Raw genomic sequence first — 20,487 nt, forward strand, 5'->3', positions numbered from 1 at the left:
CGATGTGCCCCCGCTGCACCGGGCTCGCCATCACTCGGCCGGGCGGCCACTTCCCGCTATCGTCCTGGGTGAGTCAGCCCGTGGTTCGAGCCAGCTCCCCTTATGGTATCCGGGTCTTTGACATCCCTTTTGGGAGGCTTTAACCTGCCGCCCATAACAATGGAATGGATCCTTATGTACACACAGTTCTTCGGTCTGTCGGAGCCCCCGTTCTCCATCTCGCCCAACCCCAAATACCTCTATATGAGCGAGCGTCACGGGGAGGCCCTCGCCCACCTCAACTACGGGTTGCAGGACGGTGGCGGCTTCGTGCTGCTGACCGGGGAAGTGGGTACGGGAAAGACCACCGTCTCCCGCTGTCTGCTGCAGCAATTGCCCGCCGACACCGAGATCGCTTACATCCTCAATCCCTCTCTGACCGAGCGGGATCTGCTGGCCGCCATCTGCGACGAATTCCAGTTGCCCTACGGCGAAGAGGCCAGCCTCAAGCAATTGTTCGACCTTATCCGGGATCATCTGCTGGCGAATCTGGCGGCAGGCAAGCGCAGCGTGGTGCTGGTGGATGAAGCCCAGCACCTGCTGCCCGGCGTGCTGGAGCAGTTACGACTGCTCACCAATCTGGAGACAGACGAGAAGAAACTGCTGCAGGTGGTGCTCATCGGCCAGCCCGAGCTGCAACAGATGCTGCGCCAGCCCCTGTTGCGCCAGCTGGCGCAGCGGATCACCGCCCGCTATCACCTGCTGCCGCTGTCGCGCCAGGATGTGGATGCCTATGTCCGCTTCCGGTTGCAGGTGGCAGGCTGCGTCCAGCCCATCTTCACCCCCAGGGCCATCCAGACCCTGCATCGCCTCTCCGGGGGCATTCCCCGTCTCATCAACCTCATCTGCGACCGCGCCCTCATCGCCGCCTTCGCCCGTGGCAGCCACAAGATAGTGCACGGGGACATCAGCCAGTCCGCGTATGAGGTGAGCGGCATTCGCGACGAGGGAAGCTGGCAATCCGGCCTCACGGTCGCCCTGGTGGGCGCCCTGCTGGTCGCCACCGGCTGGTGGGGCTGGCAATTCTTTGGATTCTTCCCAGCCCGCCCCCTGGTCAAGGTCGAGGTACCGGTCAAGGTGGATGACACGCCGGAGCAGCAGGCCCAGCTGACCCGCGCCATCAATCAGGCGCTGGAGCCGGACGTCGCCATGCAGAATCTCTACAAGGTATGGGGCTACCAGGCCGAGCTGGAGGAGGCAACCTGCGACAATGCCCCCCGTGCGGGCCTGCGCTGCCAGGAGGGAGAAGCCTCCCTGGCGCAATTGCAGGCGCTGCAATACCCGGCCCTCATCAGTCTCACCGACGAGACCGGCGGCCTCTATTACGCCACCCTGGTCAGCCTGGGGGCGGACAAGGCTTCCCTGCTCATCGGCAACCAGAGCTGGCAGGTGGACAGGCAGTGGCTCTCCGACGCCTGGGGCGGCAGCTACACCCTGCTCTGGCGCATGCCCAGGGGCAACGTGCCCCTGATAGCGAGCAATGCCGGGGCTGCCCAGGTGCAGTGGCTGGACAACGCCCTTAGCCGCGCCATGCAGCAACCCGATCGCAAGGTGAGCCGCTTTGATGCCACCCTCAAGAACAAGCTGCAACAGTTCCAGCGCGAGCAGGGACTGACCCCGGACGGCATCGCCGGCAGCAACACCCTGCTGCGGCTGAATGTGGCCTCCGGCGAACCCATGCCCAGGCTGGAGGATGAATCCCTGCGAGCCAGCACGCCGGTCGATCTCGACAGCGTGGCGGATGATGAGACGGATCCCATGGTCGAGGAGGCCTCCTGATGTCCACCCTGCTCAAGGCCCTGCGCCGGGCCGACCAGCCCCAGTTCACCCCCCATATGCCGCTCATGGGTCTGCCCGTGAGCCAGGAAGAGGAGCCCAACCGCCGCTGGATCTGGTGGGCCCTGGTGCCCCTGGCCCTGGTGATGGGCGCCGCCGCCAACTATGGCTGGCACCTCTATCACCTCAAACCCGTGGAACAGCAGGTCGAAGTGAAGGAAGTGGTGACTCCCCCCTTCGTGCGGGTCGAACCCAGGCCCATGATCACCCGGCCGCTGCCGCCCCCCCTGCCGGAGCCCGTGGTCGCTCCAAGACCTGCCGCAACCCCGGCTGCGACTACCGCAAACCAGGGGGGACAGAGTCTGGCAGAACGGCTGATGGCCGCCCTCAACAACACGCCGCTGGTGGAAGAGAGTGCGCCCCAGGCTCAGGTCCAGACCAGTGCCATCCCCCTCGGCGCCCTGGCCCCGGCCCTGAAACAGCAGGTACCGTCCCTGACCTATGGTGCCCACAACTACTCCTCCGACCCGGCCAAGCGGGCCGTCGTGCTCAATGGACGGGAGTGGCGCGAGGGGAATGAGATCGCCCCCGGTGTCATCCTGGCAGCCATCGCCCAGGACTACATCGTCCTGCAGGTCGACGGCCAGTATGCCAGCCTCAAGGCGCTGCAAGACTGGCGCGGCTGATCTGCCGGCATCCGGTGGCCCTCCCCCGGGAGGGTCAGCGCCCATTCTGAGGGAGCCCGAGAGCTCCCCTTTTTCATCAATAACCTACACTCGACCATTGCCATGCGCCGGGTCGGGGATCGCCCTCCTGATGGCGGGCGGACTTATCATCAGAACATGAGCACACTGTGAGCCACTCAGACAACACCACCTTCGCCACCCGCATTCTGGACTGGTACCAGATCCACGGCCGCAAGACCCTGCCCTGGCAGCAGGACAAGACCCCCTACCGGGTCTGGGTCTCCGAGATCATGCTGCAACAGACCCAGGTTGCCACTGTCATCCCCTATTACGAGCGGTTCATGGCCCGCTTCCCCGACGTGCTGGCCCTGGCCAACGCCCCCATCGACGAGGTGCTGCATCACTGGACCGGGCTTGGCTACTACGCGCGCGCGCGCAACCTGCACAAGGCTGCCCAGCAGATCCGCGATCTGCACGGCGGCCTCTTTCCGGAACAACTGGAAGAGGTGATGGCCCTGCCCGGCATCGGTCGCTCCACCGCCGGGGCCGTGCTCTCCCTCTCTCTGGGCCAGCCCCACGCCATCCTGGATGGCAACGTGAAGCGGGTACTTACCCGCTGGCTGGCGCTGGCGGGCTGGCCGGGCCAGAAGCAGGTCGAGCACGATCTCTGGGAGCTGGCGACCCGCCTCACCCCGCGCGTCGGGGTGGCCCAGTACAACCAGGCCATGATGGACATGGGGGCCACCGTCTGCACCCGCAGCAAGCCCGCCTGCGAGCGCTGCCCGGTGCAGGCCGATTGCCAGGGGCTGTCGCAGGGCAACCCCACCGCCTACCCTCACAGCAAGCCGAAGAAGAGCATTCCGGCACGCAACGGCATTATGCTGATCATCCGCCACGGCGATCAGCTGCTGCTGGAGAAACGTCCGCCGCAAGGGATCTGGGGCGGGCTCTACTGCTTCCCGCAGGTGGAATCCCTCACCGAGGTGACCGGACGACTGCGGGAGTTGGGGCTGGAGGATGCCGCCTATCAGGAGCTCGCTGGATTTCGTCACACTTTCAGTCACTTCCACCTCGATATCCGCCCTTTGCTGATCGAAATGGCTGTTCCGCCCGCCCCCCTGCTCATGGAAGCGGATACCCGACTCTGGTATAACTTACGCCATCCTGCCGAGGTGGGATTGGCGGCGGCCACGGCCCGTCTGCTCGCCTACCCGGACTTACAACCAGACTTGCAACCACAGAGGTCAACATGAGCCGTACCGTATTTTGCCTGCGCCTGAAGAAAGAAGCGCCGGGTCTCGATTTCCAACTCTACCCCGGTGAACTCGGCAAGCGGATCTTCGACAACATCAGCAAGGAAGCCTGGACCGAGTGGCAGAAGAAGCAGGTCATGCTGATCAACGAGAAGAAGCTGAACATGATGAATCTCGAGCACCGCCAGTTACTGGAAAAAGAGATGGTCAGCTATCTGTTCGACGCGGGTGAAGTCCAGATCGACGGCTACACCCCTCCCAGCCAGTGAGCGGAAATCGAGTCAAAGGGCCAGCGTCCCCCTGAGTCGTCAATATGCCGCAGGGTGACACCAATCCTGGCTCAGGCCAGTCAGTGACGGGCGGCCCCACCGCCCGGTTTGAGGATCTTATGGGTCGTTTTTTTGGGCTGCTGTGCGCCCTGCTGTTTCTCTCTGCCTGTTCATCCACACCCCAGACCAGCGGGAGTGGCGATGATGATCTGGTCAACGGCAAGGACGTGCGCGGTTTTGAACACATGATCAGTGCGCTCTCCCATAACGTGAACGAGATATGGGGGCGCGAGGCGCTGTTCGCGGGCAAGTTTGACTACGTCAAATACACGGATCAGTACAAGAGCCGCGCCCACATCGATTTCTCCAGCGGTCACATCATGGTGGAGACCGTCTCGGGTCTGGATCCCCGCGCCCACCTGCGTCGCGCCATCATCGAAACCCTGCTGACCCCGGACGATCCGGCAGAGGTCGACCTCTATTCCGACCGTGAGATCATGCCAGGTGGCGAGCCCTTCCTCTATGGCCAGGTGCTGGACAACCAGGGACAAGCGATCCGCTCCAGCTGGCGTGCAGAGCGTTATGCCGACTATCTGATCGCCAACGCGATGAAGAAGCGCACCCTCGGGATCCGCAACATCTTCTTCATCGACATTCCCATGGTGGCCAACCACGAAGACAGGCGCGGCTACAAATACGCCAGCATCATCCGCGATGCCTCCCGCAAGTACGGGGTCGCCGAGAGTCTCATCTACGCGGTGATCAAGACCGAGAGCAGCTTCAACCCCTATGCGGTCAGCCACGCCAACGCCTATGGCCTGATGCAGGTGATCCCGGCTACCGCTGGGCGGGATGTCTATGTGAGGGTCAAGGGCAAGGATGGCCAGCCGACCAGGGAAGATCTGTTCAATCCGGCCTACAACATCGATGTGGGGACCGCCTACCTGCACCTGCTGCAGACCGTCTATCTGGCGGATATCCAGGATCCCCAGTCCCGCCGCTATGCGGTGATCTCCGCCTACAACGGTGGTGCGGGAGGGGTGCTCAACACCTTCTCCAACGATCGCAAGGCGGCCCCCGGCATGATCAACCGCCTCTCCCCCGAGGCCGTCTATCAGGTACTGACCGAACAGCATCCCAAGGCAGAGGCTCGCCGCTATCTCTACAAGGTCAATCAGGCCGAGAAGGGGTTCAAGCGAACCGTCGCAAGCCGGGCTGGCTGATGGCATGCAAGAAGGGCGCTCCTGGAGCGCCCTTCCCATTTACTGTGGCCTGAAAGCTTACTTGGCGATGAAGCCGCCCTTGCTCAGGGGCGCTGCCCCCACCTTCTCCAGGTGTTCCACCTCGACTTCGGTCTTGTTCCAGCTGTGGTCCACCTCGCCGCGCACGCGGATCAGATCGTCAGGGCCCACCTCGGTACCGCGCCACACGTCACCGTCCACCTCCACTTCCACCTCGCCGCTGTCGTCACGGAACAGGTAGTTTTCGCCACCCAGGTGTTTGACCAGCTTGCCTTCCAGGGTCACCCACTGATCATCGGCCACGTCTTTCAACTGGGCGACCGATACCTTGTTCTGCTCCTTGGGGCCGGTGTAGGCCGCCATGGCGAAGGAAGAGACGGACATCAGGGCCACCAGGGCGATTGCTTTTGCGTTGTTCATTTCATGCTCCTGTCTTTGCGGTATGAGGGCATCTTGCCCGGGGGCGCGTGAAACAAACGTGAAGCCTCCCCATTCAGGGAGGAGTGGTGTGATCGCAAGCGATTAAATGGCCACGGCATGCTGCAAAAATGTATTCGAGTGGATACCTTTTCACCTGGCCATGCGGGTTCCCAGCCCGCCGCCATCGAGGAACAGCCCGCAGGCCCGTCCTGCCCCATCCATGAGAACAGCTACATGAACAAATGGCTTTTGTGTTTATTGGGACTCTTCGCCCTCACGGCCCATGCCGCCGAGACGCGTCCCCCCTTCTCCCGCATCGTGATGTTCGGCGACAGCCTCTCCGATACCGGCAAGATGTACGACAAGATGCGCGGTTACCTCCCCTCCAGCCCGCCCTACCATCAGGGCCGCTTCTCCAACGGCCCGGTCTGGCTGGAGCAGCTCACCCAGCACTTCCCGGGCCTCGCCATCGCCAACGAGGCGGAAGGGGGCGCCACTGCCGTGGCCTACAACAAGATCTCCTGGAATCCCAAGTATCAGGTCATCAACAACCTGGATTACGAGGTGACCCAGTTCCTGCAAAAGGATGGCTTCAAGCCCGACGATCTGGTGATCCTTTGGGTCGGTGCCAACGATTACCTGGCCTATGGCTGGAACACCGAGCAGGATGCCAAGCGGGTGCGCGACGCCATCAGCGATGCGGCCAACCGCATGGTATTGAACGGTGCCAGGCAGATTCTGTTGTTCAACCTGCCTGATCTGGGCCAGAACCCCTCGGCCCGCAGCCAGAAAGTGGTCGAGGCAGCCAGCCATGTCTCCGCCTACCACAACCAGCTGCTGCTGAACCTGGCACGCCAGCTGGCCCCCACCGGCATGGTGAAATTGTTCGAGATCGACAAGCAGTTCGCCGAGATGCTGCGCGAGCCGCAGAACTTCGGCCTGAGCGACACCGAACACGCCTGCTATGGCGGCGGCTATGTGTGGAAGCCGTTTGCCTCCCGCAGCGCCGCCACCGACAGTCGGCTGGCCCCCTTCAATCCCGAGGAGCGCCTTGCCATCGCCGGCAACCCCCTGCTGGCTCAGGCCGTCGCAACGCCCATGGCGCGCCGCAGTGCGGGCGAGCTGAACTGTGAAGGCAAGATGTTCTGGGACCAGGTCCACCCCACCACAGTGGTACACGCCGCCCTGAGCGAGCGGGCTGCCGCCTTCATCGAACAGGAGTACGAATTCCTCCCTCGATAACGGAGGCCATCCTGCCAGGGCCGGCGCCTAGCCGGCCCTCTTGCCGACAAGGGCAAGCAATCCATATGACACCCATCACAGATTCGAGTCACGGTTCCCCGGCGGTCTTCTGTCTCCACTATGATGCAGATGGATATCACAATATGTTTTATATCAGTTGCTTGTAGATTGAAAAAAGCGAGCTACGTTTAAACGTGTTGTGGTCGAACACAGGCCCAACCCACGAGGCGAGGCGACATGAATTCGCGCTCCCCACACACAAGATTGCAGAGGCATCTATGAACAAAACACTGATTACCTTGCTGGTTTCAGGCTTGCTTGCGGCCAACGCCCAGGCAGCCGGACAAGACAACACCTGGTATGGCGGTGCCAAACTGGGTTGGTCCAACTTCTACGGTGTCGATGAGAGCAATTCCATCGCCATCACCGACAAAGACGACGATGAAGTCGGCGCCGGTGCCTTCGCCGGTTACCAGATCAACCAGAATCTGGGTGTCGAACTGGGTTATGACTACCTTGGCAAGCTCAAGTACAGCGGCACCCGCAATGGCGCGGCCTTCAATGACTCCGTGCAAGCCCAGCTGGCCCAGCTCACGCTGAAACTGGGGTTCCCGGTTGCGGACAATCTGGACCTTTACGGCCGTGTCGGGGGCGGCTATGGCTGGACCGACAGCGATCAGCTGGAAAACGACAGCCGCTTCACCTTCGTCGGCGCGCTCGGTGCGGAGTATGCCCTGAGCCTGAATTGGGCAGCCCGCCTCGAATACCAGTACAGCACCCCGTATGGCAGCCGTGACGATACCGGCCTACGCATGGACAACGGCCTGCTCTCCCTGGCCGCCGTCTATCGCTTCGGTCAGGTTGCACCGGCTCTGCCGGTCGCTGCTCCCGCCCCCGCGCCCGAGCCCGTGATGGTCGACAAGCAGTTCACCTTGAGCTCGGACGTGCTGTTTGACTTCAACAAGGCCACCCTCAAGCCCCAGGCCGGGCAGGCGCTGGATACCCTCTACAGCCAGATTGAAGAGGCCAGGCCCAAAGACGGGTCGGCCACCGTCATCGGCTATACCGACCGCATCGGCTCCGAGGCCTACAACCAGAAGTTGTCCGAGCAGCGTGCCCGGACCGTGGCCGATTACCTGATTGGCAAGGGCCTGCCGGCCGGCAAGGTCAATGTGGAAGGGCGTGGCAAGCAGTCTCCCGTCACCGGCGACAGCTGCACCAGCAAATCCAAGCGCGAGCTGATCGTCTGCCTGGCCCCGGATCGCCGGGTAGAGGTCAAGGTACAGGGCGTCTCGGAAGTACAGCAATAACGACGACCCCAAACAAAACGGGAGGCCATGGCCTCCCGTCTTTTTTTATGCTTCCTCAGATGCGCGTGCGTACATCCGCCGCAATCTGATCGAGCAACAGTTGCCAGCCCTGTCCCAGCTCGTTCACCAGGGCGCCATACCCATCGGCAGGCAGCACCCGCTCCTGCTGGAAGGGAACATCTCTCAACACGACCCCCTCCTCCGTCAGCAGGCGCCAGCGACCGCTGAGCAGGGCGCGGCCGTCGTGCCGCCCCTGGAAACGCTCGACCGAGATGCTCAGCACAGGCCCCTTGCGGGCCCCGTCCTGACGCACCACCCAGCCAGGCAAGCGGCTGGAGAGGCCATTGAGGGTCAACTGGTTCAACTGGGCATCGAGGGAACCTGCCCAGCGATGGTACTCGGCAAAGTGCAACTCCTTGCCCTCCAGCTGATAGACCAGGCTCATCCGGTCAAGCTGACCGGACAGGGCGACGGGGCGCAGCACCAACTGGTGCTGCGGCTGCGCCGTGGTGACACTCGACGGCGCCGTGTCAGCATCCAGCGAATAGTAATGCAGCGTCGTCGGCGCACTGCCACATCCCGCCAGCAGGCCCAGCAAGGCCAGCGTCAACATCCGTTTTTTCATCATTTTCCTCGCTTGGGCTCGGGATCCCGCGGACGAGCGCGGTCAAAGATCAGCGAACTCGGCTGCTCGTTCAGTGAATGGACCAGAGGTTGCAACTCACTCATCAGCTGGTTGAGTGATTGCACCGACTGACGCAGCTCCTGATTGGTCTGGGAACCGGCATCATAGGTCTGCAACGTCTCCTGCAACTGCTTGAGGCTCTGGTTGAGGGAGGCCGGCAACTGCTGGGTCGACTGCTGACCGGTAAACTGCTCCAGATTCGCACTCACGGCACTGACATGCTTGAGCGTCTTGTCCAGTGTCATCAGGGTGCTGTTGACCTGAGTGAGGGTGGTGGCCATGTCCATGTCGACGAACTTGTCGAGGATGAGGTTCACCTTGCGTTCGATCTGATCCAGACCGGCCTGGGCAGTCGGGAAGACCTGATAGCCCGCCATCTTGAGCGGCTGATAGACAGGCGCATCCGGATAGAAGTTCAGATCGATCACCTTGCCCCCCGTCAGCAGGCTGGCGGTCTTGAGGCTAGCCCTCAGCCCTTCCTTGAACTGCTTGTTGAACAGGGCCCGCCACTGCTCCTTCTCCGCATTGGCATAACGGTGGGAGAGACGCTGCACCTCGATGCGCGCCAGCACCGGGATCTGCCGGCTCTTGAATAGCTGGACGCCCTTGTCGTCGATGAGATAGGGAGCCGAGATGACGGTACCGACCCGGATGCCGCGATACTGTACCGCCGCGCCGGGATGCAGCCCGCCCACGTCATTGTCGAACAGGAAGACATAGTCGATGAACTGATCCAGGCTACCGGCCAGCACGCTCTCCTCGTCCTTGAACAGCACGAACTCGTCGTTCTGTTTCACCGGCTCCCCCGGCAACCAGCCGGGAGGCAGCCCCATGGTGATGCCGCCGTTGATCAGGCTCTCCAGCGAGTCCATCTTCACCTTCATCCCCTCGCTGCTCATGGAGACCTCGAAGCCGGGCGTCAACCAGAACCGGGAGTTGCTGCTCACCAGGACGTCATAAGGCGCGTTGATGAAGAGCTGGTACTGCATCTCGCTCTTCTCGGGCAGGAATTTGGCCTCTTCGACCTGACCGATGGTGAATCCCTGATAGCTGATGGGGGAACCCGCGCCCAGCGCGTTGGCATCCCGGCTGGACAGGGATAGCCGCAATCCCCTGGCATCCAGGGATGTCAAGGGCGGCCTGTCCAGCATGGCGTATTCGCTTCGCGCCCTGCCCTTCTTGCCGGGAGAAAGCTCGATATAGGCACCGGAGAGCAAGGTGCCAAGACCGGAAACGCCCTCACGCCCGACCCTGGGCTTGACCACCCAGAACTGGCTGTCTTTCTTGAGCATGCCGGCGGCGGCATTGGTCAGGCGAGCCTTGAGCACGGCATGGCTATAGTCCTCGCTGAGCTCCACCGTCTCGATACGGCCCACCTCCACTTCACGAGAACGGATCACCGTCTTGCCCGCCACTATGCCCTCGGCGGTCGCCACCGTCAGGGTGAAGCTCGGCCCTTGTGAATACCAGTGCTGGAACAGCATCCAGGCGCCGATGAAGAGGGCCAGCAAGGGCACCATCCAGATAGCGGCAGCCGAACTCATGAAATCAGAGCCCGGTTTCCACCTTGTCTTACGCTCACTCACGTTCGCGTTCTCCTTGTTGTAAATCCCAGATCAGGCGGGAATCAAAACTCATGGCAGCCACCATGGTGACCAGTACGACCCCGGCAAAGGCGACGGCCGCAGGGCCAGGGTAGATGGTCATCAGATTGTCGAGCCGGATGAGACCGGCCAGGATGGCCACCACGAAGACGTCGATCATCGACCAGCGCCCCACAAATTCGGTCATGCGATAGAGTTTGAGCTTGCCGAGGGGAGATGCCCCCTGGCCGCGCTGCACCACGTAGCAGAGCCACAGCAGCGCCAGGATCTTCACCAGCGGCACCACCACGCTCGCGAAGAAGATGACGGCGGCAATGGGGTAGGAGCCCATGGCCCACAGCAGCACCACCCCGCCCATGATGGTCGAGGGGCTGTCATCCCCCAGGAACACGGTGTCCATGATGGGATACAGGTTGGCTGGAACATAGAGGATCACCGAGGTGATCAGCAGGGCCCAGGTGCGGTTCAGACCACCCGGCTTGCGGCTGTGCAGGTGATCACCGCAGCGAACGCAACTATGGGCATCCTGCTCGTTCAGGGCGCCGCAGATGTGACAGCCCACCAGACCGCACGCCAGGGCGCTCTCTTCGGGATCCAGCTCCCTCGCCGCCGTCGGGCCGAACAGCCGCTGCCACAGCCACATCCGATCCAGGGACGAGATCATCTTGATGAGCAGCAGGGTGTAGCCAACGAAGGCCCAGAACGACAGCCCCATCTTGATGTCGGCCATCCCCATCAGCTTGACCAGCGAGATGAGCACCCCGATGAGGAAGACGTCCACCATCAGCCAGGGCTTGATCCGGCACAGCAGGCGGCCAAGGGAGCGCAGAGCTTTGCTGTGCAGATCCTTGTCCAGGCGCCACAGCACCAGCATGATGGAGCCGATATAGACCAGCGGCAACCCGATCAGGGTAATGCTCAGCACGGCCCCGAGGAACAGGTAACCTTGATCCACCAGGGTGGTGATGCACTGCAGGAAGGTCATCTCCTGCCCCACCCCCTTGGCCGAGAACGACATGAAGGTAAAGGCGTTGGAGAGCACGAACATGATGATGGCCGCAAAGCCATAGGCGATGGGCCTGCGCTCCTGCTCCGGCAGATGACGAGTCAGGGTATGGCCGCAGCGCGGACAACTGCTCGTCTCCCCCACGGCCAGCTTGGTGGCCGGCACCAGCAGGTCACACTCTTCGCAGGCGGTCGCGTCATGGGTATAGGTGGGTGGATGTTGGTGTGAAACCGGATGCAAGATAAGACCCCAGCATGAGGCCCGCCACGGGGCCAGAGCCGCCAATTATTGCAGCTGTTGCCCCTGCCGACCAGCCCTGTCGTTATCCATCCTGCCCGGGAGTGAGAATGACTTTGACAAGGCAGTGACCATTTAGCACAATCAAACGCCACTTTTTTTCCGCGGGACAATAATTTATGACAACTGAATCCCCAAGCTACTCCACTATCGAGCAGGCCTTCTCCCTCGGGAACGGGCAAGATTCTGCCCTCAACTGGTTGCGCAAAAACCGTAGCCAGGTCGCCATCTTCCTGGTGAGCGGCATCAAGCTGGAGGGGACCATCAGCGGTTTTGACCAGTACAGCGTGCTGTTGACCGATGCCCATGGCAATCAGCAACTGGTCTACAAGGCCAAGATTTCCACCATTGCCATGCACTCCGGCCGTCCTGCCGTCAGCATCCAGCGAGCCCGCAAGCCACGGGTTTCCATGGCGCCTCGCCCCCATGGCGCCCCCAGCCGTTATGACGACAACCAGGGTGGTGGCAGCGAGCAGTAATGCTCGCCTTCTTCCTCCGCCGGGCGTGTCGCTGCGTCAGCCAGTGACCTCCCCAAGATCCCCACTCTCATGTTTTGCCTGTCCCGTATGAGAGTGGGTCTTCTCCTCCGCTTCGGCGCTCATGGCCGTCACGCCATGATCAGTAGGTCAGCCCGACCGGCATTCCCTCTCTGACCATGCAGACCTGCATGCCCGCGGCCTCACCGGCCTGCGCACCTATACCCGTATCCTCGAACACCAGACATTGACCCGGCTCCACACCCAGGCGGCGTGCAACCAGCAGGAAGGTATCCGGATGGGGTTTGTGCAGCTCCACGTCGTCGGCGGTGACCACCACGGGGAAATAGCGATCGAGCCCGGTATTGCGCAGTACTGCCTCGGCATTGATGCGGGGGGAGCCGGTCCCGATCCCCATGGGAATGCGACCGTGATAGCGCTCGACCAGATCCAGCATGGCCGGGAAAGGGGTCGCCTTGTGCAGATTGGCCACGTAGTGCTCCGTCTTGCAGCGGGTCACCACCAGCGGATCCAGTGCCACTTGCTGCACCTCGGCCACCAGCAGGGCTATCTTGCGGCTGGGCATGCCCCCCAGTTCATAGAACCAGTCGGCATCGAACTGAAAACCAAACTCGCGGGCGGTGTGCTCCCAGGCGGCCAGGTGCAACGGCATGGAATCCACCAGGGTACCGTCGAGGTCAAAAACCAGGCCTTGAAATCCGGATAGGGTCATGGTGCAGGATCTGTCTGTCGAAAATGGGCCTTCATTCTAGCCAGAGCCGGGGGGCATCGCCATGTGCCAGATGGCGATAAACGCTTGCCACCTCATTTATACAGGGCGGCGTGGATCTGAAAGCCCGCACGTATACAGATCAGCATGGATCTGATGCCGGGCAGGCAGCCCCCACGCAGGTGTCAGCGATAGGCCAGGGTACAGGCCCGCCCTTGTGATTTGGCGTGATAGAGTGCCTGATCCGCCTGCTCGGTCAGGGTTTGCCACTCCTTGTCCGATGACGGGACCAGATAGCTGAACCCGATGCTGACGGTGAGTGTCGCCGCCACCCGGGAGGCCGGATGGGGAATTTGCAAGGCGTCAAGGCCGTGGTGGATCTGCTCCGCCAGCCGCTCCGCTTCTCCCGGCTGCGGTGAACACAGCAGGATGACAAACTCCTCCCCCCCATAGCGGGCCACCAGGTTGGTACGCCGCCGCTCGGTGTCCTGCAGCAGTGCCGCCACCCGCTGCAGGCACTGATCCCCCTTGCCGTGGCCGAAGTGATCGTTGTAGGACTTGAACTCGTCCACATCGATCATCAGCACCGCCAGCACCCCCTGATGGCGGCGAGCCCGCTCCCACTCCCGTTCCATGGTGATGTCCCATTGGCGGCGGTTGGCGATGCCAGTCAGGGGATCTTCCAGAGACAGCAGGGAGAGGCGCCGGTTGGCCTCCTCCAGCGCCCGGTTGGTATCGGCCAGTTGCCGGGTGCGCTCCTGCACCCTCAGCTCCAGCTCCCGATTGAAGCGCTCAAGCTTCTCCTGGGTGCGCTGGCGGATCAGCAACTGGGAGAGCACGGCGGCATACTGCTTGAAGATCTCGCTCTGATACGCCTTGAGGGGGCGCCGCCAGAGCAGGTTGTCGGCGGCGATCCAGCCGATGGGGGTACTCCCGTCCCAGAGCGACACCATGGCGTTCCAGCCGCGACCCACCTCCTGCTTCTCGTAATAGAGAGGCGTGTCCTCCAGCACCAGGACATAGTCCTTGCGACGCAGCGCCTCCTGCACCGTGGGGTGATCCGGAATGGGGCTGATGAAATGGCGCTCGTCGATGAGCTCACCCGCCTCGTTGGTACCCCAGGTACCGTGCATGATCTTGAATTCACTGTCAGTCAGGAAGATGGCGATGCGATCGAACTGCAACTCCTGGCGGGCCAGTGCCACCGCGTCGTGCAGCAAACGATCCTCGCTCTCGCAGCGGGAGAGCTTGACCCCCACCTGATGCAGCGCCTGCAGCATGCTGAGGAAAGAGTCCTGCAGGGCCTGGCTGCGCACGAGGTCTGCCTGGGTGTGGAGCCGCTGATCCCGCTCCAGATCCACCTGTCCCGCGAGTCGCCGACTCTCGAGCTCGGCGGCGAGATAATGCATGAGCAGCTGGATGCTCTGCTGCTGGCGTCTTGGCAGGCGATCGAGACGACGGCGGGTTTCCAGATAGACCACGGCCTCCAGCCCCTTGTGACGCTTGAGGGGGAAGCTGGCGCGCAGGCGCGGGATCTCGGGTTCGACGCTCTCCCTCTCCCAGATGGCACGGGTCGGCGCGATGGGCTCCACCAGCAACTGGCCGAGCGCAAGGGAACGTTCGATGAAGAGGATGGGCAACTCGAGGGAAGAGAGGATGTCAGCGCTCAGGCAGAGCAGACCCTGTTCCGGGCGATAGTGATAGAGCTGGGGCGTCGGAGCACGCAGCCACAGATAGATCTGTTCAGCCTCTGTTTTTTCCCTGACCGCAGACAAGGTCACTTCACAGAGATGTTCAAAACTGGTGAAGTGCTCCGGATCCCATTCTTCCATGCCAAATCATCCTTGGTTGTATCCAAGCGAGTATATCGACAAAGCCCGGCCATTAATTGACCGGGCAATCAAAAGCGAGATCCAGAGCCCAGTTTTTACAACAGATTCAATGCCTGCATGGCACTGCGGATGCGCTCGCGGGTGGCCTCGGAGAGCGGCATCACCGGCAGACGGCACTCTTCGCTGCACAGACCCAGCAGGGAGACCGCATACTTGGCCCCTGCGGGGCTCGGCTCGGCGAACATGGCCTGGTGCAGCGGAATGAGCTTGTCCTGCAATTCGCGGGCAGCTTGCCACTCACCGGCCAGCGCCAGGTTCTGCACCTCGGCCACCAGCTTGGGGGCCACGTTGGCCGTCACCGAGATGCAACCCTGGCCACCACCGATGTTGTAGGCCACGGCGGTGGCATCTTCACCGGAGAGCCAGGCAAACGGCTTCTTGATGAGCTGGCGTTCAACCCAGGGGCGGGCCAGATCACCGGTGGCATCCTTCACGCCGGCAATGCGCGGCAACTCGGCCAGACGGGCCAGGGTCGCCGGCTGCACGTCAACGATGGCGCGGGGCGGAATGTTGTAGACGATGATGGGTTTGGTGGTGGCGTCGTGCACCGCCTTGAAGTGGTGGTAGAGCCCTTCCTGATTGGGGCGGTTGTAGTAACCGGCCACATGCAGGGTGGCATCCGCTCCCATCTGCTCGGCATAGCGGGTGTATTCAATGGCTTCAACCGGGTTGTTGGAGCCTGCACCTGCGATCACGGGAATGCGCCCGGCCACCAGCTTGACCACCAGCTCCACCACGCGGCAATGCTCATCGTGGGTCAGGGTCGGGCTCTCCCCGGTCGTGCCGACCGGCACTATGCCATGGGTTCCCTGCTCTATGTGCCACTCCACCAGGCGAGCCAGTGCGGCCTCGTCCAGCTGGCCCTGTCGAAATGGGGTGATCAGGGCAACTATCGAACCTTGAAACATGGGATTTCCTTCTCCTAAACAGATGGATTGGTCAATAAAAAGCCCCGGTACGGGAGTCGCTACCGGGGCTTGAATCGTCTCAGGGATGAGAGGTTACGCGCGCACGCCAGCAGGCCCGATTGTCAGGCTATGTTTATGCTTTCGTTTCGATACGCATGACCGCATTGCATCATCTCTGGGTAAATAGGCGTCTGGGCATATTTCGGGAACACGGCATAAATGTCAAGGCGAAAGCGGCCATGTATAATGGCCGCCCAAAAATGCGTGGAGAGACCCAATGAGCCGTCCTGTCAGTGCCGTCAGTCAGATGCTGGAACGTAACCAAGCCCTCTTTGTCGGCAAGCGGCTGTTGGTGTGCGGTGCCCTGGAGGATGATTATCCTCGTCAACTGGCCGAGCTGGCACAAAGCCTGACCGTCTTCACCACGGATTACTGCTATTACCGCACCCAGCAGGCCGTTCTGGGAGACGCCATCCTGTTCGATCACCAGCTGGGTGGCGCCCCCCGATTCGATGCCCTGCTGCTGCTGATGCCCAAGGCCAAGGCCGAGGCGCAATACCTGCTGGCCATGATGACGCCGCTGCTCGAAAGCGGGGCCGACCTGTTCCTCGCCGGCGAGAACCGGGGCGGCATCAACGGGGCAGACAAGCTGCTGGCACCTTATGGCGAGAAACCGATCAAGCGCGACTCTGCGCGCCGCTGCTCTCTCTACCACGGCACGCTCGACAAACCGGTCGTCCCCTTCGAGCTGGACGCCTGGTTCAGTCGCTATGAGTGCCAGGCGGGCGACACCACCCTGACCGTCATGGCCCTGCCCGGGGTCTTCAGTGCAGACGGCCTGGATCTCGGCACCCAGATGCTGCTGGCGAGCCTCCCCCCCGTAACGGGCAAGCTGCTCGACTTTGGCTGCGGTGCCGGCGTCATCGGTTCCGTGCTGGCCAAGCGCAACCCGGCCCTGGCTGTCACCATGGTGGATATCAATGCCCTGGCACTGGAGTCCAGCCGCCGAACCCTGGCGGTCAACGGTCTGAGCGGACGTGTTCATGCCTCCGATGTCTATTCCGACATTGCCGAAACATTCCAACAGATTGTCTCGAATCCCCCCTTCCATGCCGGGCTCAAGACCTTCTACGCCGCCACCGAAACCTTCCTGGCAAAGGCACCTGAGTACCTGACCGCAAATGGCGCCCTGACCATAGTCGCCAATGCCTTCCTGCGATACCAGCCTATACTGGATGCGCACTTCAAACAGACCGAGGTGATCGCGGGCGATGCCAAATTCAAGGTGTATCTGAGCAAAGCTTAAAGAAGTGCAACGGTTGTAATAAAACAAGTAGAGAGTGCCAGACGGGATCTGTTAAGGTACCAAGAAAACGTTTACCACCCCTTTAGGGGTGTTTTTTTCGCAGCAACATGAAAACCTTTTCAACATCATGATCTCAGGGAGAGAACGACGATGGCAGGCATACTCACCATGATACTGGCAGGCGGTGAAGGTACCCGACTGCAACCGCTGACCACCACCCGCAGCAAACCCTCCGTACCCTTTGGCGGCAGTTACCGGTTGATCGACTTCGTGCTCAACAACTTCGTCAACGCCGACTTCCTGCGCATCTATGTACTCACCCAGTTCAAGTCCCAGTCCCTTTATCTGCACATGAAGAAGGGCTGGAACATCGTCGGCATCACGGATCGCTTCATCGATCCCATTCCGGCCCAGATGCGAATGGGCAAACGCTGGTATGACGGCACCGCAGACGCCATTTACCAGAACCTGCGCTTCATCGAGATCTCCGACCCCGAGCACGTCTGCATCTTCGGCTCCGATCACATCTACAAGATGGACGTGAGCCAGATGGTGAGCTTCCACAAGCAGAAAGCGGCCGCCCTGACCGTCGCGGCACTGCGCATGCCCATCGAGGAAGCAAGCGCCTTCGGGGTGATCGAGGTTGATCAGGAAGGGCGCATGATTGGCTTTGAAGAAAAGCCCCGTCACCCGAAACACATCCCCGGCGACCCCACCCAGGCCCTGGTCTCCATGGGCAACTACATCTTCGAGACCGAGGCCCTCTATCGGGAGCTCAAGCGGGATGCCGCCGAGGAGAACTCCAGTCACGATTTCGGCAAGGACATCATTCCCAGCCTGTTCCCCCGTGCCCCCGTCTATGTCTACGACTACAGCACCAACGTGATCCCGGGCGAGAAGCCCAATGTCTACTGGCGCGATGTGGGGACGCTCGACTCTTACTGGCAGGCGCACATGGACCTGGTGGCCGACGATGCCCCCTTCTCTCTCTACAATCGCAAGTGGCCGCTGCACACCCATTACCCGCCCCTGCCCCCCGCCACCTTCATCGATACCGACGACTGCAAGGTCAAGATCGCCAACTCCCTGATCTCCGGTGGCTGCTTCATTCAGGGCAGCCAGATCCAGCGATCCATACTGGGATTTCGCTGCAACATAGGCCCCTGCAGCCACATCAGTGAATCCGTGCTGCTGGGGGATGTTAAAATCGGCGAAGGTTGCTCCATTCGCCGCGCCATCATCGACAAAAACGTTGAAATTGCACCCGGCACCGTGATCGGTGAGAATCTGGACCATGACAGAGAGCGGTTTACCGTATCCGAAGGCGGTATCGTCGTGGTACCTAAGGGAGCAAGAGTTGGCTATTAACCCACTGAAAATCCTGTTTGTAGCCTCGGAGGTTGAGGGGCTGGTGAAGACCGGGGGCCTGGCAGATGTGGCCAAGGCCCTGCCGCAGCATCTCGCCCGTCAGGGGCACGATGTGCGCATCATTATACCCTTCTACAAGACCATCAAGCGCCGGGACGAGGCCACCCTCCTCGCCTCGCGCTGGCTCCCTACCCCCCAGGATCGCAGTGATATCAGCTATCGCATCCATCAGCTGGAACTGGACGGGATCTGCGTCTATCTGCTCGATTGCCCGCACTATTTCGACCGCCCCCAGCTCTATGCCGAGAACAACCAGGCCTATCCCGACAACGGTGAACGCTTTGCCTTTCTGGCCGCGGCGGCCCTGCATGCGTGCGAACAGCTGGGTTTCGCTCCCGACATCGCCCACTGCAACGACTGGCACACCGGTCTGCTGCCGCTGCTGCTGAAAACCCGTCATGCCCACAACCCCTTCTTCCAGCGCACCCGGTCGGTCATCAGCATTCACAACGCGGCCTTTCAGGGCGTGTTCGATCGCCAGCAGTTCTGGGCCGTGCCGGAAATCCACGACTACGAACAGCGCATCAACTACGACTATGGTCACATCAATCTGCTCAAGTGCGGTGTGCTCTACGCAGACAAGATCAATGCGGTCAGCCCCAACTACGCCAGCGAGCTGCTGACACACCTGGGCGCTCACGGCATGGCCAGCGTATTCCAGCAGCGGGCAGCTGACCTGCGTGGCATCCTCAACGGCTGTGACTATCAGGACTGGGATCCCGCCTTCGATCCTCTGTTGCCCGCCACCTATGATGCCGACAACCTGGATGGCAAACACACCTGCAAGCGCATCCTGCAGCAGGAGACGGGGCTCCCCGTCGGCAACCTCCCCATCTATGGCATGGTGTGTCGACTGACCGAGCAGAAAGGAGTACACCTGCTCATCCCTGCGCTGGACAAGTTCTTGCAGCATCAGGTCCAGGTGGTAATTGTGGGCTCCGGTGATCCCTCTCTCGCCGCCCAGTTGCAAAGCATTGCCCAGCAGCATCCCGACAAGTTTGCCTTCATCAATGCCTATGACGACCGTCTGGCCCACCTGGTGGAGGCCGGCGCCGACTTCTTCCTGATGCCTTCTCTGTTCGAGCCATGCGGGCTCAACCAGATGTACAGTCTGGCCTATGGCACCCTGCCCCTGGTGCGGGCCGTCGGCGGATTGAAAGATACCGTCGTGGACTGGGATGCCGACCCGACGCACGCGACCGGTTTCTGCTTCAACGATCCCACTGCCAGCACCTTGCTCGATGCCATGCGCCGCAGCCTGCTCCATTATCTGCAGGAACCGGCACGCTTTGCCCGTGTGCAGCACCACGCCATGAACACCCGCTTCGACTGGGCAGACTCCGTCATCCTGTACGAACAGATGTATCAGGATGCGCTGGCCACCGTCTGACGCCGATTGCTGAAGTTTTGTGCCCTTGGCACGCCTTTATCCGTCAACAGCGAAAAAAGTCCCCTTTGGCTGTTGACGCCCCCCCAAAACTCTATAGAATCCCCCACCGCAGTGATGCGAAGGTGGCGGAATTGGTAGACGCGCTAGCTTCAGGTGTTAGTGTCCCACGGATGTGAGGGTTCGAGTCCCTCTCTTCGCACCATACTGCAACATGCTCTTATCAGACGGCATGTAAATTCAGACTGATAACCGATGTGCGAAGGTGGCGGAATTGGTAGACGCGCTAGCTTCAGGTGTTAGTGCCCCCGGGTGTGAGGGTTCGAGTCCCTCTCTTCGCACCATGCTTTTGTCAGACAGCATGTAAATCCAGACTGATAACCCGATGTGCGAAGGTGGCGGAATTGGTAGACGCGCTAGCTTCAGGTGTTAGTGCCCCCCGGGTGTGAGGGTTCGAGTCCCTCTCTTCGCACCATGCTTCTGGCATGTAAAACGCAGAAAATGCGCTCCAACCGCATTTAAAAACCAGCTG

General features: G+C 61.4%; 17 protein-coding genes, 3 tRNA genes and 1 pseudogene. 14 read left to right on the forward strand and 7 right to left on the reverse strand.

Going from position 1 to position 20,487, the window contains the following annotated elements; all coding sequences use genetic code 11:
* The first annotated feature begins 174 nt into the window (after nt 1-174).
* From HKD46_RS11535 to mltC, 5 genes are all read left to right on the forward strand, one after another.
* Complete coding sequence (locus tag HKD46_RS11535) at nt 175-1,818, forward strand: ExeA family protein (RefSeq protein ID WP_010675739.1); 1,644 nt, start codon at nt 175-177, stop codon at nt 1,816-1,818.
* Nucleotides 1,818-2,501, forward strand: a complete 684-nt coding sequence (exeB, locus tag HKD46_RS11540; protein WP_042882413.1) for a GspB family T2SS assembly factor variant ExeB — start codon at nt 1,818-1,820, stop codon at nt 2,499-2,501. Before HKD46_RS11535 ends, exeB begins: the two co-directional genes overlap by 1 nt.
* Before the next feature lie 167 nt (nt 2,502-2,668).
* Complete coding sequence (gene mutY / locus HKD46_RS11545) at nt 2,669-3,754, forward strand: A/G-specific adenine glycosylase (RefSeq protein ID WP_042014850.1); 1,086 nt, start codon at nt 2,669-2,671, stop codon at nt 3,752-3,754.
* Nucleotides 3,751-4,023, forward strand: a complete 273-nt coding sequence (locus HKD46_RS11550; RefSeq protein ID WP_010675742.1) for an oxidative damage protection protein — start codon at nt 3,751-3,753, stop codon at nt 4,021-4,023. Before mutY ends, HKD46_RS11550 begins: the two co-directional genes overlap by 4 nt.
* A gap of 119 nt (nt 4,024-4,142) precedes the next feature.
* Nucleotides 4,143-5,246, forward strand: coding sequence for a membrane-bound lytic murein transglycosylase MltC (gene mltC / locus HKD46_RS11555; RefSeq protein WP_010675743.1), 1,104 nt, complete (start codon nt 4,143-4,145; stop codon nt 5,244-5,246).
* Between the two features lie 57 nt (nt 5,247-5,303).
* Here the strand turns inward: mltC and HKD46_RS11560 are convergent, their stop codons facing one another.
* The gene (locus HKD46_RS11560) at nt 5,304-5,684 is read right to left on the reverse strand and encodes a YgiW/YdeI family stress tolerance OB fold protein (RefSeq protein ID WP_039040598.1); all 381 of its coding nucleotides are present in this window, start codon (nt 5,682-5,684) and stop codon (nt 5,304-5,306) included.
* Nucleotides 5,685-5,918: 234 nt separating this feature from the next.
* On the opposite strand from HKD46_RS11560, the gene HKD46_RS11565 reads away from it, so the two are divergent.
* Both HKD46_RS11565 and ompA read left to right on the forward strand, forming a co-directional pair.
* Nucleotides 5,919-6,926 carry an SGNH/GDSL hydrolase family protein gene (locus tag HKD46_RS11565; RefSeq protein WP_043152968.1) on the forward strand — a complete coding sequence of 336 codons (1,008 nt, stop codon included), beginning with the start codon at nt 5,919-5,921 and terminating at the stop codon, nt 6,924-6,926.
* Between the two features lie 278 nt (nt 6,927-7,204).
* Nucleotides 7,205-8,236 (forward strand): porin OmpA, encoded by a 1,032-nt coding sequence (gene ompA / locus HKD46_RS11570; RefSeq protein WP_049636118.1) that lies wholly within the window; start codon nt 7,205-7,207, stop codon nt 8,234-8,236.
* A 55-nt stretch (nt 8,237-8,291) separates the two neighbouring features.
* On the opposite strand, the gene HKD46_RS11575 is transcribed toward ompA, so the two are convergent.
* Genes HKD46_RS11575 through HKD46_RS11585 form a run of 3 tightly spaced genes read right to left on the reverse strand, consistent with a single transcriptional unit; the run spans nt 8,292 to nt 11,771 of the window.
* Nucleotides 8,292-8,861: a membrane integrity-associated transporter subunit PqiC gene (locus HKD46_RS11575; protein WP_010675747.1), complete on the reverse strand. Its 570-nt coding sequence runs from the start codon at nt 8,859-8,861 to the stop codon at nt 8,292-8,294.
* A complete protein-coding gene (gene pqiB / locus HKD46_RS11580) occupies nt 8,861-10,507 on the reverse strand; it encodes an intermembrane transport protein PqiB (protein ID WP_049636119.1) in 1,647 nt (548 codons plus the stop codon). The genes HKD46_RS11575 and pqiB overlap by 1 nt, the downstream gene beginning before the upstream one ends.
* Entirely contained in the window at nt 10,500-11,771 is a 1,272-nt protein-coding gene (locus HKD46_RS11585; protein ID WP_161470352.1) for a paraquat-inducible protein A, read from the reverse strand. Before HKD46_RS11585 ends, pqiB begins: the two co-directional genes overlap by 8 nt.
* Before the next feature lie 176 nt (nt 11,772-11,947).
* Between HKD46_RS11585 and hfq the strand changes: the two genes are divergently transcribed.
* Nucleotides 11,948-12,307 (forward strand): RNA chaperone Hfq, encoded by a 360-nt coding sequence (gene hfq / locus HKD46_RS11590; protein ID WP_039040603.1) that lies wholly within the window; start codon nt 11,948-11,950, stop codon nt 12,305-12,307.
* Between the two features lie 139 nt (nt 12,308-12,446).
* On the opposite strand, the gene HKD46_RS11595 is transcribed toward hfq, so the two are convergent.
* The 3 genes from HKD46_RS11595 to dapA all read right to left on the reverse strand — a co-directional run bounded on the left by HKD46_RS11595 (nt 12,447) and on the right by dapA (nt 15,834).
* Nucleotides 12,447-13,037, reverse strand: a complete 591-nt coding sequence (locus HKD46_RS11595) for an HAD family phosphatase (protein WP_010675751.1) — start codon at nt 13,035-13,037, stop codon at nt 12,447-12,449.
* 182 nt (nt 13,038-13,219) lie between these two features.
* Complete coding sequence (locus HKD46_RS11600) at nt 13,220-14,866, reverse strand: diguanylate cyclase domain-containing protein (RefSeq protein WP_043152843.1); 1,647 nt, start codon at nt 14,864-14,866, stop codon at nt 13,220-13,222.
* Nucleotides 14,867-14,961: 95 nt separating this feature from the next.
* The gene (dapA, locus tag HKD46_RS11605; protein ID WP_039040606.1) at nt 14,962-15,834 is read right to left on the reverse strand and encodes a 4-hydroxy-tetrahydrodipicolinate synthase; all 873 of its coding nucleotides are present in this window, start codon (nt 15,832-15,834) and stop codon (nt 14,962-14,964) included.
* A gap of 277 nt (nt 15,835-16,111) precedes the next feature.
* On the opposite strand from dapA, the gene rsmC reads away from it, so the two are divergent.
* The 6 genes and pseudogenes from rsmC to HKD46_RS11635 all read left to right on the forward strand — a co-directional run bounded on the left by rsmC (nt 16,112) and on the right by HKD46_RS11635 (nt 20,430).
* A complete protein-coding gene (gene rsmC, locus HKD46_RS11610; RefSeq protein WP_010675754.1) occupies nt 16,112-17,140 on the forward strand; it encodes a 16S rRNA (guanine(1207)-N(2))-methyltransferase RsmC in 1,029 nt (342 codons plus the stop codon).
* 147 nt (nt 17,141-17,287) lie between these two features.
* Nucleotides 17,288-18,508, forward strand: a pseudogene (gene glgC, locus HKD46_RS11615) (glucose-1-phosphate adenylyltransferase); the annotation flags it as partial.
* On the forward strand, nt 18,498-19,958 hold the full coding sequence (gene glgA / locus HKD46_RS11620) for a glycogen synthase GlgA (RefSeq protein WP_171865439.1): 1,461 nt from the start codon (nt 18,498-18,500) through the stop codon (nt 19,956-19,958). The pseudogene glgC and the gene glgA, both read left to right, overlap by 11 nt.
* A gap of 116 nt (nt 19,959-20,074) precedes the next feature.
* Nucleotides 20,075-20,160: transfer RNA gene (locus HKD46_RS11625), tRNA-Leu, on the forward strand.
* A gap of 54 nt (nt 20,161-20,214) precedes the next feature.
* Nucleotides 20,215-20,299, forward strand: a tRNA-Leu gene (locus tag HKD46_RS11630).
* A gap of 45 nt (nt 20,300-20,344) precedes the next feature.
* Nucleotides 20,345-20,430: transfer RNA gene (locus HKD46_RS11635), tRNA-Leu, on the forward strand.
* The last annotated feature ends 57 nt before the right edge of the window (nt 20,431-20,487 follow it).

The sequence above is a fragment of the Aeromonas sp. TW 6 genome (assembly GCF_013168745.1).
Classification (GTDB): domain Bacteria; phylum Pseudomonadota; class Gammaproteobacteria; order Enterobacterales; family Aeromonadaceae; genus Aeromonas; species Aeromonas caviae.